Below are 14,551 nucleotides of genomic sequence, written 5' to 3' on the forward strand. Positions count from 1 at the left end.
TTGACAATTACAATAGATGGAAAACAAGTCAGATTAAAAGCTACAGCAGCAACAGTTAAACGATATAAAGCGCAATTCAGACGTAATTTATTTGCAGATTTGATGGGTTTAGGCGCAAATAGTGCATTAACTTCACCAGATGGCTCACAACAACCTCTTGATATGTCTAATGTTGATTTAAGCAATGTGGATTTTGAGCTTATTTATGATTTAACTTGGTTATATGCTAAAACCGCTGATCCCAATATTCCTGATCCTATGGCGTGGTTGGATGAATTTGAAGAATTCCCGATTGAAGAAATTATGCCAGAAGTCATGGAATTAGTTCAGCTCACTATGGGAGCAAAAAAAAAATAAAGAAAAATAATGGAGAGCAAGGGACATTTAGTGATGAAGAATTTACTACTGAATTGTTTCTTGCTCTTTGTTATAAAGCAAATTTAACACAAGGTGACTTAGAAGAAATGACCGTTGGTGATTGCTTTGATTACATTGCTGAATTTGCTGAATTAGAGAATCCAGATAAAGAAAAAGTTAAAAAAGCAGGTCAAAAAGACTTCGATTCATTCTAAGAAAGGGGTGAGATAATGGCAGGAAGAATTAAAGGGATTACGATTGAAATTAATGGTAACACTCAACCGTTACAAAACGCTCTAAAAGATGTTAATAAACAAAGCGATTCTTTAGCTAAAGAACTAAAAGATGTCGAGCGTTTGTTAAAGTTTGATCCTGGTAATGTGGAAGCATTAGCGCAAAAACAACAGCTACTTACGCAACAGATTGAAAATACTACGCAAAAGCTAGATAAATTGAAAGCAGCGGAGCAACAAGTACAAGCTCAATTTCAAAACGGTAAAATTTCTGAAGAACAATATCGTGCATTCAGGCGTGAAATTGAATTTACAGAAGGATCGCTTAATGGTCTGAAAAATAAACTCGGAAACATGAAAGCTGAACAAGAGAATGTAGCGAGTTCTACAAGGCAATTAGAGACATTGTTTAGAGCTACAGGAAAAAGCGTTGATGATTTTGCAGGAGCATTAGGAAATCGTCTTGTGAATGCAATTCGAAATGGAACAGCTACAAGTCGTCAGTTAGAGCAAGCGATTGGAATTATTGGCCGTGAAGCATTAGGGGCAGGAACAGATATTGATAAATTGCAACGAGCACTCCAATCTGTGGATGCTGGAAACTCAATACGGCAAGTACAAAATGAATTAAGAGATTTACAACAAGAAGCCGGAAGAACTGAGAAAAAGTTTGAAGGATTAAAAGTAGGATTAGAAAATGTTATCGGTGGATTAGCAGCTGGTGGCGGAATTGCAACCGCAATTGAAAAAGCACTTGATATGTCAAAGTTAAAAACAAAAATTGAAATAGGATTTGATGTTCCGGAGTCCTCAAAAAAATCAGTAGAGGATGCTGTAAGAGGAATTTCAGCCTATGGATTAGATGCAGAAGAAGCACTTGAGGGTGTAAGAAGACAATGGGCTTTGAATAAAGATGTTAGTGATGAAGCAAATGCTTCTTTTGTAAAAAGTGCAGCTGTTATTTCTAATGCTTATGCTGGCATAGATTTTACTGAATTAATTCAAGAAACGAATGAAATCGGTAATGAATTAGGTATTTCACAAGAAGGCGCTCTTGGTATGGCTGATGCCTTATTAAAAATGGGTTTTCCACCGGAACAATTAGATATTATCGCTGAATATGGTGGTCAGCTTACACGAGCAGGCTACAACGCTGAAGAGGTCCAAGCAATTATGGCAGCTGGGGTTGAAACAGGAACATGGAATTAGATTATAGTTCCCTTGTATGGTGACATACAATGAAAAACTCCTTTAATTCAGTGAAACTCTCGAATGAGACAATACTGAGCGAAGCCTTTTAATTAAGGAACGTGCAACGACTAGTCGAAAGACGTAGGGTGTAAGCAAATGACACTCGAAACGGGGAGCAGCTCAAGTAGTTGAAGATATAGTCTAATCTATGCGGTGACGTATAGCAGTTCATAAGAGAACGGGCGTGACGTTGCGAATCACGTTGAATATAAGTGATCGATAATCTCTTAGATGGTTTGAAAGAGGGACGTATCAAAGCAGCTGAATTCGGTCAAGGTGTCGATAAAGCTATGAAGGAAACGTTAGAAGGTACTAATATCTCAGCAGAACAATTACAAAAATGGGGGCAAGCTGTAGCTAATGGTGGTAAAGAAGGTTCAGCCGCTATGACTGATATTGCTTTAGCATTGTCACAAGTAGAAGATGAAACGAAACGTAATGAATTAGGGGTAAAACTATTCGGTAGATGATAAATTGTGCCGAATTAAAATCGCGGTATAAAGCAAAAAGGGTGCGAATCCTAATTTGAACCGAAGGCTATACGAATTGTAGTCAGGGGCAGAGCATAGAGGGTGAAAAGATATAATCTCTCCACGAGACCGCGACACTTTCTTATAAGTGAAAACGTATGCCGAACTTGCAGGAAATGAACTGTAAGAAGTAGAGGATAAAAAGCCTTTACGATAACAAAATGACAATGTATGAAGATCAAGGGCAAAACATCATTAATACTTTGCTAGGTGCGAAAGAGAAAACAGTTGATTTTGGGAAGCAACAAGATAAACTGAATGATTCTATTAAGAAAATGGATGCAAACCCAGCAGTTAAATTTCAAAAAGCGATGCAGGATTTACAAGTTGCGCTTCAGCCAGTTCTTAGTGTCATAGCGGATGTTATTTCCAAAGTAGCTGAATGGATTTCAAATAATCCAAAGTTAGCAGCCACATTAACAGCTGTTGCGGCGGCTATTGGTATAATCTCAGGTGCAATTATGGCACTTGCTCCTATAGTCATGACAGTCATGAGCTTCTTTGGGGTTGGAGCTTTAGCAGCAGCTGGACTTGTTGCTATTGTTCCTATTATTATCGCAGCTATAGTGGCTCTAGGAGTTGCTATTTATAAAAATTGGGATTCTATAAAACAGTGGACTATTGATATGTGGAATTCTATTAAAGAATATTTAATAGAACTTTGGAATGGCATCGTTCAATCCTCTAGTGAAGTATGGAATTCATTTTTAGAAACAATGCATGCATTTTTTGATCCAATAGGTCAATTTTTCAGCGATTTATGGACAAGTATAGGCGAGATATGTAGTACTACCTGGAATTCTATTGTTGAATTCTTTTCTGGAGCTTGGGCTTCATTCACTGAAATGATGCATAGTTTCTTTGATCCGATAGGTGAATTTTTTAGTAGTTTATGGTCCGGAATTGTTGAAACGGCTTCTTCCTGGTGGTCATCTTTAGTTACAACGGCTTCTGAATTGTGGGGGACACTTGTACAAGCTTGGCAAGAAACGTGGAATACCGTACTTACGGTCTTAGACCCTATCATTTCATTGATTTCTACGGTCCTTGAGGCTGGTTGGTTATTAATCCAAGCAGGGGTACAAATTGCGTGGGTGGCGATAAGTCAGTATATTATTCACCCAATCCAAGAAGCTTACAATTGGGTGAGTAAACAAATTGGTGAATTGGTTACATGGCTTGGTACACAATGGGAAATTGCAAAAGCGGTGGCGCAAGTTGCGTGGGGATTATTTAAACAATACATCATTCAACCTGTCCTAGACACTTGGAACTTTGTAAAAGAAAAATTTAGCGATTTAATTTCTTGGTTAAGTTTGAAATGGGAACTTGCTAAATCATATACTCTTGCAGCTTGGAATTTGGTAAAACAATATGTTATTCAACCCGTTCAAGACTTGTGGAATACAACCAAGCAAAAACTTTCAGATTTGGCTAATTGGATATTATCAAACTGGGAAACTATAAAATCCTATACACTTACAGCTTGGAATTTAGTGAAGAAATATGTGATTGACCCAGTAACGGAAACGTATAATCAAGCCAAACAAAAATTCACTGATTTATATAATTCAGCGAAAGAAAAATTTGATTCCGTAAAGAATGCAGCACAAGAAAAATTTGAAGCAGCTAAACGTTTTATTATTGATCCAATTAAAGATGCAGTTGACAGTGTAGAAAAATTTATTGGGAAGATCAAGAGCTTCTTTAGTGATTTGAAGTTAAAGATTCCTAAACCTGAAATGCCACCACTTCCACACTTTAGCTTGCAAACTAGTACGAAAAATGTTTTAGGGAAGGATATTACGTTCCCTTCTGGACTTAATATAGATTGGCGTGCAAAAGGTGGTATCTTCACTAAACCGACTATATTTGGAATGAATGGTGGGAACTTGCAAGGTGCAGGTGAAGCTGGAAAAGAAGCTGTTTTACCTTTAAATAAAAAGACACTTGGAGATATTGGCGCAGGAATCGTAGCAGCCATGCCACGACAACAATTTGCTATATCAGGAGAAATAAATCAATTAGTGGATGATATGAGCCGTATGATGGCTAATTTCGCAAACCAATTCGCAGGATTAAAGACCGTCATGAGTGGTGTGTATGGAAGTATGTCAAACAGTAGACAAGCTATGACAAACAGTGTATCGAATCAAGTGGTTAATAATTCTTTTGGATCATCTGGAAGCGGAGTAATTCCAATGCTTGGTGGCGATTTAGTTGTGGAGGTTCCTGTTGTTTTAGAAGGACGAGATGTGGCACGTGGTACTTATCGATATACAACCGAGTATCAAGAAAGAGAAGAAAAGAGAAACTCAGACTTTTAGGTTTGGGTTTCTTTTATTTTATAAAGAAATGAGGTGTCAAAATGAGCTCTTTCAAATTTAACAATGAACGTAAAAAGTATATCCAAATTGCAAAAGGTTGGAAAAGACCAACTTGGGCACCATTGAAACGTAATTTTCTAAGTACTCCAGGATATCCGGGAGCGAGATTATTAGCAACAGAAACGGAACCACGTCCGCTTCCTGTCCCTGTGGGAATTATCGTTCCAGATGGAACAAATTTAGAAATGTTAAAAGAAGAAATTGCAAGTTGGTTAATAACGGATCAACCAGCAGAGCTTATTTTTGATGTAGAACCAAATAGAACATATCTAGCGGTTGTGGATGATAGTTTTGATCTAGATGAATTTGTAACACTTGGAATAGGAACTATTACGTTCATTTGCCCAATGCCATATAAATTAGGACCCACTCAAACAGTCGATTTTCAAACAAGTGCGCTAGGATTAACAGCAAATGTTCAAAACAAAGGAACAGTTCATTCTAATCCTATTATTGAGATTGACATAAAAAAACCAAACACTTTTTTAGATGTATGGTTTGGCGGGGTATCCTTAAGTGATCGAGATTATTTTAGAATCGGTTATCCGTTAAAAACAGAGCAACTACCTGTTGAAAGAAATCAAAGGCTTATATGGGATGAAATGGCTACCACTGTAGGTTGGAGTAAAGTCAGTTCGATGGAAGATGGCAACCCAGTCGGTGAAATGAAATCAGACGGTTATCAATTTTATTGCTCTAATTATGGTACAGGGACAGGAAAAGGATGGAATGGTGCAGCTGTTAAAAAAAATATACCTAATGGGCCAGTGCAAGATTTTATTATGCAGGCTTATGTTACATGTAAAAGTAAACGTATCAATGAGATGGGTCGAGTGGAAATAGCGATATTAGATGAAAACAGTAAAGTGCTTTCGAAAATAGCTATGACTGATGTATTTTGGCAAGCTGAACAAAACTTCGGAACAATGGTAATCGGTTATGATAATAAACCAGGAAGAAGAAGTTTAATTCATGAAAGTGGAGATTATCCAAACACTTGGAACCAATATCAAGGGCGATTGTGGATAGCTAGAACAGGAAATGTATGGGAAGCGTATATTTCGAAATTCCTCCCGGGGACGGAAAAAGATGATTCTGAACGATTTGTGCGGTGGACGGATGAAAATAACTATCACATGGAAAAAGCGGCGCAAATTCAAATCAGTATTATGCAATGGCAAGATGTACCGCCAGTAGAAGCGATGACAGTTAGTGACTTAAAGTTTTGGAAAGTGAATTTAAATACGAAAAACACACCACCTTATATAGTAGATGTTGGCGATAAAGTCGTAATTGATACTGAAAATAGTCATGTAACGATTGAGGGGAAGGATGCAATTAATATTAAGGATATTTTTAGTAATTTCCCTGTCATTAATAAAGGTATGAATACACTAGAAATTATGCCTTCTGATATCGGAACAGCAAAGGTTAAATATAGGGAGCGATTTAGATGAGAACACCAAGTGGAGTCTTGCATGTTATTGATTTTAAAACGAGTCAAATCGTTTCAGCTATACAACCAAAAGATTATTGGGATGATAAACGTCATTGGGAAATCAAGAATAATATCGATACGTTAGAGTTTAAAGTATTTGATAACACGACATATGCGGCAACACTTATGCAACAAAACTTAGTGTTAAAAGAAGTAAGGGATGGGCGTATTGTTCCGTATGTAATCACTGAAGTAGAAAAAGACCCTAACGATAGATCCGTCATTACTTATGCATCAGGTGCATGGATTAATCTTGCTAAAGATGACTATATTCGTCCACAGAAAATTGAAGGTAAGACAGTAAATGAATTTATGGATATTGCTCTTATAGGGACAAAATGGAAGCGTGGTAAAACGGAGTATGCTGGATTTCATTCTATGACTATTGACGAATTTATAAATCCATTGAGTTTCTTAAAAAAGATTGCTTCCCTATTTGAACTAGAAATTATATACCGTGTTGAGGTGGTTGGTTCTCAAATTGCAGGTTGGTATGTAGACATGGTGAAAAAAAGAGGAAGAGAAACAGGGAAGGAAGTCACGTTAGGTAAAGATTTAGTTGGAATCAAACGTATTGAGAACTCACAAAACATTTGTACAGCTTTAATCGGCTTTATCAAAAAAGAAGGTGGAGAAGTTCTCACTATTGCAGATATAAACAAAGGTATGCCATATATTGTAGATAGCGATGCCTTTCAACGTTGGAACGAAAAAGGGAAACATAAATTTGGATTTTACACACCAGAAACAGAACAAGATATAACACCAGAACGTTTATTGACTCTTATGAAAACAGAGTTAGCAAAACGTGTGAATACCTCTATTTCTTATGATGTTCAAGCACAAAGTATAGGCCGTGTATTTGGACTAGCTCACGAGTTAATCAATGAAGGAGATACAATCCGAATTAAAGATGTTGGATTTACACCTAAGCTTTACTTAGAAGCAAGGGCAATCGCTGGTGATGAATCACATACTAATCCTTTGCAAGATAAATACTCATTTGGTGATTACCGCGAAATTACTGATCCAAATGAAGAAATACGAAAGATATACAATCGTATTCTTAGTTCACTAGGAAGTAAGCAAGAACTGATAGATCAGTTAGATAAATTAGTGAAAGATGCAAATGAAACAGCTAATAATGCTAAGAAAGAATCCGAAGCAGCGAAAACATTGGCTGAAAAGGTTCAAGAGAATCTTAAAAATAACACGGTAGACATCATTGAAGCTAAGAATCCACCGACAACAGGACTTAAACCTTATAAAACACTTTGGCGTGATATTAGCAATGGAAAGCCTGGTATTTTAAAAATATGGACAGGCGCAGCTTGGGAATCGGTTGTACCTGATGTTGAATCTGTTAAGAAAGAAACACTTGAGCAGGTTAATAAAGATATTGAGTCCACAAAAACAGAATTAAACCAAAAGGTACAAGAAGCACAGAATCAAGCCACAGGACAATTCAATAAAGTACAGGAAGGTTTACAAGGTGTCAGTCGTACAATTTCTAATATCGAACATAAACAAGGTGAAATCGATAAGAAAGTAACTCAGTTTGAACAGGATTCTAATGGATTTAAAACTTCTATTGAATCGTTAACGAAAAAAGATACTGACATTAGCAATAAATTAAATACAGTTGAATCTACTGTAGAAGGTACAAAGAAGACTATTTCTGATGTGCAGCAAACAACAAGTGAGCTTAAGAAAACAACTACTGAAATAGAAGAAAAAGCTGGTGAAATCAGTGAGAAGTTGACGAGTGTAGAAATAAAGGTTAATAGTGATAAAGCTGGTGGACGTAACCTTTTATTAAAATCAAATGTTAAATATGAAAAAACAGACTATCTAATTAATCAATATTCTCTAACTGAAAATTTCTTTGCGGGTGAGGAATATACCTTTGTAATTAAAGGGAGTGTCCCACAACGGCAGAAATTTGGAATTTGGCAGAATGGCGGGTCTAGCAATGTTGGATATGCAACAAGTGTTTATGCTAATGGAATAACGTATGTAACCTTCAAAGCAGTTGCAACTACAAATGGAAATGAACGAAAGTTAAGTTTATATAACTATCCAAGTAATACTACAAAGGCAATTGTAGAATGGGTTGCCTTGTATAAAGGGAATAAGCCACAGGATTGGACAGCAGCGCCTGAAGAACAGGTAACAACGGATGAGTTCACTCAAAAGACAGCTGAAATTGCAAAAAGCGTGGATGGAATTAAAGAAACAATTACAAAAGTAGAAAACAATCAAAGTGGATTTGATAAGCGTGTTGCTACTGTAGAAAAAGATGCAACTACCATTAAACAAAATGTCTCTTTAATACAAAATACGCAGACAGAACAAGGAAGACAATTACAAGAGGCGAAAGCTGGATGGGAAAATACTGCGAAAGCACTTGAAGGTAAAGTTGAGCTTAAACAAGTAGAGGATTATGTTGCTGGGTTTAAGATTCCAGAGTTGAAGCAAACAGTTAATCAGAATAAACAAGATTTATTAGATGAATTGGCTAACAAACTTGCAACGGAGCAATTTAATCAAAAAATGACTTTGATTGATAACCGCTTTACTATCAATGAACAGGGAATCAATGCTTCAGCCAAAAAGATAGAGGTATATACAAAAGAGCAAGCAAATGGGCAATTTGCCACATCATCTTATGTAAGAGATATGGAAACCCGTCTTCAGTTAACTGAAAAGGGTGTTAGTATATCCGTAAAAGAAAATGATGTAATCGCAGCATTCAATATGAGTAAAGAGAACATTACTTTGAATGCTAATAGGATTAACTTAGTAGGTTTTATTACAGCGAATCATATCAAAGGAAAAGTTTTAGAAGGAGTAACACTTAAAACGAGTGGAAACAGATTTGTTGAAATAAATAAGCAAGACATGAAGATTTTCGATTTAGATAAGCCACGTGGTTATATAGGATTTATGGAAACAAATGATGGAAGTATTCAACCCTCATTAGTCCTTGGTTCTGATAATAGAAAATACGCTGGTACAGGATCATTTTATATTTATCAAGTCATGCCGCGAATTAATGGAGTCGATCAACCTTCTAAAGCGTATGCAAAATTTGGGGTTTCTAAAGGAGAAAATGCAGAAGGTACTAATATTTGGTCAAATTATATTCAAATGCAGAATGACGGTGGACATCTGAGCGTATATTCAGATGGACAATTTCGTTTTCAAAACTTGAATGATATTATTTTTGAATCTGAAGGATGGGCTCCAGGATATGGTTACTTCTCTGTAACTACAACTGAACCGCATATTTTTAACAATAACAAGGGACAATTTACTTTCAAAAGAAAAGGCAGTGACTATAAAATACATTTCATAAACGGCGCCACCGATCATGATTTAATCATGGGTAATGCAATGATAAGATCAAGTTTTGTACAAGGTTATAACAACGGATTACAGATTAAAGATATGATGGGCCAAGGATGGAAAGATATAGAATTAAGAACGCTACGAGCGCAAGAAAATGTAAGTGCTAATGGTCAAATGTGGGCGAAAGCATTTAATCCTACATCAGCTAGGAATATGAAAGAAAATATAAAAGATATTCCTTTCTCAGCTCTTGATAAAATCATGAGTTTAGCTATCAAACAGTACAACTTCAAGGACGACATGTATGATCTGTATCAAATGCGTGTGAACAAGCCGGAAGAACAAACAGAACCATATACAACAAAAGAAATTGAAACGTATTTCGGTATGATTGCAGATGATACGGAAGATATATTTACAGATAAAGAGAAACGGGCCATTAATTTATATAATACTGTTTCAATCTTTATTGCAGCTTTCCAACAGCAGTATCATCAATTTAACGAAGAGTTAACTACTGTTAAAGGTGAGAATAAACAACTAAAAGAGCAAGTTACGAAACTAACAAACGATGTGTCCACATTAACAGAATTAGTACAAAAATTAATAGACGAGAAACCAGAGCAGCCATAAGCTGGTCTTTTTTTATTATCTAAAAAAGGAGAGAAAAAGATGGATCGTATTGATGTGTTATTAAAGACCTTTATTGCCACTTTCGGTGGCTTCTGTGGGTATTTCTTGGGAGGATGGGATGCAACATTGAAAATCTTAGTGACGATGGCAGTTATTGATTATTTAACTGGCATGATTGCAGCAGGGTATAACGGAGAATTAAAAAGTAAAGTTGGTTTCAAAGGCATCGCCAAAAAGGTGGTGCTTTTTCTTTTGGTTGGAGTGGCGACCCAGCTAGATGTGGCACTTGGAAGCAATAGTGCTATTCGAGAAGCAACAATTTTCTTCTTCATGGGTAATGAATTACTTTCACTTTTAGAAAATGCTGGCCGCATGGGTATTCCGTTGCCGCAAGCTTTAACAAATGCAGTTGAGATTTTGGGTGGTAAACAAAAACAAGAAGAGAAAAAGGGAGATGTTCAATAATGGAAATCAGAAAAAAATTAGTTGACCCAAGTAAATATGGTACAAAGTGTCCGTATACAATGAATCCAGAATTTATCACAGTTCATAATACGTATAATGATGCTACAGCAGAAAATGAAGTATCTTATATGATTCGCAATGATAACCAAGTCTCGTTTCATATTGCGGTAGATGATAAAGAAGCTGTACAAGGAATTCCTTTAGAACGTAACGCTTGGCATTGCGGTGATGGTGGTGGTAACGGAAATCGTAAATCTATTGGAGTTGAAATCTGTTACTCTTTAAATGGTGGAGATCGATATTATAAAGCAGAAGATAATGCAGCTATCGTTGTAGCTCAACTAATGAAACTGTACAATATTCCAATTAGTAAAGTTCGCACACACCAATCATGGAGTGGAAAGTATTGTCCTCATCGTATGTTGGCAGAAGGACGTTGGAATAGCTTTATTGAAAGAGTCCAAAATGCATATAACGGCGGAGGTAGTCCAGTAATGCCAACTCCTATTCCACCTTCAAACGATGGTACAAAAGTTGCTTATATTAACGGCGATAACGTGAATTTACGAAAAGGACCTGGAACTGGATATGCAGTTATTCGTAAATTAGGTAAAGGAGAATGCTACCAAGTATGGGGTGAGTCAAATGGGTGGCTAAACTTAGGTGGCGATCAGTGGGTATATAATGATTCATCATATATTCGTTATACAGGAGAAAATGCACCAGCACCTTCTAAACCTTCAATTGATGGCATTGGTGTAGTGACTATTACAGCTGATGTATTACGCGTTCGTACTGGTCCAGGAACTAACTATGGTGTCGTAAAAAATGTGTACCAAAGTGAAAGATATCAGTCTTGGGGATATAGAGACGGTTGGTATAATGTTGGTGGCGACCAATGGGTTTCTGGTGAATATTTGAAGTTTGAAAAATAAAACATACTACTATACAAAAGAATAGTTTGATAAAAAACATGTCCTTAATTGTATGACTTTTGTCAATGAATCGTTATAACATACAGTATACAGCAATAAATGAAGCTTATGTATGGTATATGTGAGTTGAAAAATAAGTACAAAAAGTAGGGAGGAGTGACTTAAATTCCTCCCTAAAAAAATAAAACGAGCTTATGCTTTTAGTACTCTAAATGCTTCTTTTACTTTTCTAGCAAATTCCAATGGGGGTTCAATTGATTCAAAGTGCATATACATTGCCCGTGGTTCTTCAAATAACCAATGATTATGAACCGCTGTAACTAAAATATTTCTTTTTCTAAGTTCAGTTAATAATGGGTTAACTTCTTCTTGTAAAAGAACAGTTTCTCCTAAATTTAATGCGTTACCTCTACTATCAACATCTTCAAACGAAAAGAATTGAGGGTTTACGAGTGGGGATCTTGTTCTACGACCAAGAATAGTAAATCTAATATTACGAAACTTTTGCACTAAACATACTCCTTCTGGAGTAACCATTCCGTTACCTTCTAAAATTCTAGCAAACTCTCTACATAGGTTACGCTCGGGATCATTTGGATGACAATGATGTGGTGACATAAAAAAACCTCTTTCCATATATAAATTTGGCTTATATAACCAGTTTTCCCTATTAAGATATTCACATTATAGAAATAAGGCTTGGACTAAAAAATTATTTATAAACAAGATGGGCTAATTTGAAGACTCTTTTTGTATTTCTATGATTTTTAAAAATTACTTTTTAGCAAATGCACCTAGTTTAGGTTTTAAAATTTTACCGAATATGCGATACTCATTGAAAATAGATCTTATAATCTTCGCGTAATCTCCACCTGAAAATTTATTTAATAGTTGATTCTCCTTCAATCCAAATATATTCTACATGTAAAATAGAAGAAATAAAAAAGTGCTAACAAGTTTGCAAACGAACTTGCTAACATCTATATAGAATAGACATAAATTATCGCTGATATGTCGTCTTTGAAAATAGCTTTAATCGGTTAAATCACGCTTATACGAAATACTCATAAAATCATTCTTAATATCAAGAATATAATCACCCAGATATTCCTTTACTTTTAAGACGGAAACGAGGCATGATATTGATTTCTACCTCAGAGTTTGCGTCAAATAATAAAAAAATACGGTTTGTAAAACTAAAAATACAACAAGCTACAACCGGTATGAAATGGATTAAAATATTTAGAAATTTAAAAGATGATTTTCAAATAGGGGGAGAGGTGGATTTAGACCATATTCTCCAATATCCGAAAGATTATATTGTAGGGGAAAATAAAAGGGTGTTATTTCCATACAATGAGAGAATTTATAAAGTTCAAGGTACTAAAATAGAACCGGGTATAAAAGTAAAGGAAAGAGAGTATTTATTTAAAGAATTTCAGCGTAAATTCTCTTATTTCACAATACTTCCAGAATGTAAAAAGATAGCAACAAATAACAAAAATGAATTATTTCCTTTATTTGCACCAAAAGGATTAGAGACATTAACATTAGAAGTTTGGTCTGAAGATATAGTGCTGGAAATAGAACAAGCATTACTTGAGAGTCAAATTATTTTGACTAAAGTTGGTGAAAATTCTTATGTATTGAATACAGATTTTCCAGTGTTATTAAAGATTGTGAGATACAATATTGAAAAGGTGTTACAAAATCCATATAAAATGCAATATTGCCAAAAATATAAAACAAATCTTGTAGATGATGTTACGAAAGCTGTCTATGCTACCGCGGGCGAGCGCAGTGATGCGACATTAGCATTAATCGCAATGAAAAATTGTGATGGACGCGAAAAAATTGATCCAAAACAAATCATTAGAGAGGGATTTGCAAGAACAAACCGTATTTCAACATTTATTAATTTATTTATAGGACAAAATGTATCTCGTAAAACAATTGTAAATAGTGTTTTTAGTCTATTAGAACAAAAAGGATTTTTGAAGCGTAGTTGGAATAAGATAAATTTACCTTGTACATATGTTAGTTTATCAATTGAACGAATATCGAAATTCGATTTCTTACCTATTTTTTCAAAAATAAAAGGAAAAGAAATTTTATATAAATTATATGGGAATACAGAATGGCAAACGATTGATTACGTATTATTAAATATAAATAAACATAATGCATTTTTACCACAACCATCAAAGAGAAATGATATGGGAGCTCTTTTTAAACAATATGTTTCCGAAACATTAATGGAAATTGTACAATATGCAAAAGAACAAAATGAACAAGTTTATTTCATTGTAGATGCAAATTTGAGAAGGTATTGGATAAAAGAGTTACAAAATAAAGAAATTAATACTGATATTTTACCTGATATTGTTCCAGAGGTGTTAAAGGTTCCAAATTTAAATATTATTAGAATAAATACAGGTTTTGATGTACCAAGTTACGGTGTAATAGAATGTGATGATGCTTTAGATAGCATTGGCTTATATGCAGATCAAAAAGGGATGTATTATAGCACTGGTGAATATTCACTTAATTGTAGTGGGATTTTTCAGCGATATATACTTGAAATTCTACCATTAGGTGTAAAACCTGTAGAAAGGGATTATATCGCTAAAATGATACATTACATGTGCTGTAATTCTAGTATGCTTTCGAAAAAGAATGTACACATTACATATTCCATGCATATGGAAAAAGTAATAAAGAGTTATATTACTGACATAGATGCAAGAGAGTTTAAAGAATTTGATGATGAATTGGATGTAGATGTAGTAAAAGTAGAAAAGAAAGATTCAATTATTCTACTTTAAATACTAGTAAACAAATCCTGCTCGTTATATCGATCAGGATTTGTCATTTTTTTATGTAAATAAGGATATCCTTTGTCAAGTATCTT

Annotated in this window: 8 protein-coding genes and 2 pseudogenes; 9 read left to right on the forward strand and 1 reads right to left on the reverse strand. The window is 35.1% G+C overall.

The window, feature by feature from the left end; all coding sequences use genetic code 11:
• From DN404_RS28255 to DN404_RS28290, 8 genes and pseudogenes are all read left to right on the forward strand, one after another.
• Window positions 1-357, forward strand: a complete 357-nt coding sequence (locus tag DN404_RS28255) for a hypothetical protein (protein ID WP_149215741.1) — start codon at window positions 1-3, stop codon at window positions 355-357.
• A gap of 230 nt (window positions 358-587) precedes the next feature.
• Window positions 588-1,796, forward strand: a pseudogene (locus DN404_RS28260) (hypothetical protein); the annotation flags it as partial.
• A 260-nt stretch (window positions 1,797-2,056) separates the two neighbouring features.
• Window positions 2,057-2,305: pseudogene (locus DN404_RS28265) on the forward strand (hypothetical protein); the annotation flags it as partial.
• Between the two features lie 227 nt (window positions 2,306-2,532).
• Window positions 2,533-4,698, forward strand: a complete 2,166-nt coding sequence (locus tag DN404_RS28270) for a phage tail tape measure protein (RefSeq protein WP_149215743.1) — start codon at window positions 2,533-2,535, stop codon at window positions 4,696-4,698.
• A gap of 41 nt (window positions 4,699-4,739) precedes the next feature.
• Window positions 4,740-6,215 carry a distal tail protein Dit gene (locus tag DN404_RS28275; protein WP_149215744.1) on the forward strand — a complete coding sequence of 492 codons (1,476 nt, stop codon included), beginning with the start codon at window positions 4,740-4,742 and terminating at the stop codon, window positions 6,213-6,215.
• On the forward strand, window positions 6,212-10,240 hold the full coding sequence (locus tag DN404_RS28280) for a phage tail spike protein (protein ID WP_149215745.1): 4,029 nt from the start codon (window positions 6,212-6,214) through the stop codon (window positions 10,238-10,240). The genes DN404_RS28275 and DN404_RS28280 overlap by 4 nt, the downstream gene beginning before the upstream one ends.
• A gap of 39 nt (window positions 10,241-10,279) precedes the next feature.
• Window positions 10,280-10,705, forward strand: coding sequence for a phage holin family protein (locus DN404_RS28285; RefSeq protein WP_061139235.1), 426 nt, complete (start codon window positions 10,280-10,282; stop codon window positions 10,703-10,705).
• Complete coding sequence (locus DN404_RS28290; RefSeq protein ID WP_149215746.1) at window positions 10,705-11,640, forward strand: N-acetylmuramoyl-L-alanine amidase; 936 nt, start codon at window positions 10,705-10,707, stop codon at window positions 11,638-11,640. Before DN404_RS28285 ends, DN404_RS28290 begins: the two co-directional genes overlap by 1 nt.
• Window positions 11,641-11,832: 192 nt before the next feature.
• Here the strand turns inward: DN404_RS28290 and DN404_RS28295 are convergent, their stop codons facing one another.
• Window positions 11,833-12,258 (reverse strand): DUF1259 domain-containing protein, encoded by a 426-nt coding sequence (locus tag DN404_RS28295; protein ID WP_149215747.1) that lies wholly within the window; start codon window positions 12,256-12,258, stop codon window positions 11,833-11,835.
• A gap of 524 nt (window positions 12,259-12,782) precedes the next feature.
• Between DN404_RS28295 and DN404_RS28300 the strand changes: the two genes are divergently transcribed.
• Entirely contained in the window at window positions 12,783-14,465 is a 1,683-nt protein-coding gene (locus tag DN404_RS28300; protein WP_149215748.1) for an RNaseH domain-containing protein, read from the forward strand.
• Window positions 14,466-14,551 lie beyond the last annotated feature (86 nt).

It is taken from the genome of Bacillus sp. TE8-1 (assembly GCF_008368855.1).
Lineage (GTDB): Bacteria > Bacillota > Bacilli > Bacillales > Bacillaceae_G > Bacillus_A > Bacillus_A cereus.

What these genes read in the sequence shown, in the direction of transcription:
- DN404_RS28270 (WP_149215743.1), top strand. Translation starts at nt 2,533, where the DNA reads ATGACAATGTATGAAGATCAAGGGCAAAACATCATTAATACTTTGCTA.
- DN404_RS28275 (WP_149215744.1), top strand. Translation starts at nt 4,740, where the DNA reads ATGAGCTCTTTCAAATTTAACAATGAACGTAAAAAGTATATCCAAATT.
- DN404_RS28280 (WP_149215745.1), top strand. Translation starts at nt 6,212, where the DNA reads ATGAGAACACCAAGTGGAGTCTTGCATGTTATTGATTTTAAAACGAGT.
- DN404_RS28285 (WP_061139235.1), top strand. Translation starts at nt 10,280, where the DNA reads ATGGATCGTATTGATGTGTTATTAAAGACCTTTATTGCCACTTTCGGT.
- DN404_RS28290 (WP_149215746.1), top strand. Translation starts at nt 10,705, where the DNA reads ATGGAAATCAGAAAAAAATTAGTTGACCCAAGTAAATATGGTACAAAG.
- DN404_RS28295 (WP_149215747.1), bottom strand. Translation starts at nt 12,258, where the DNA reads ATGTCACCACATCATTGTCATCCAAATGATCCCGAGCGTAACCTATGT.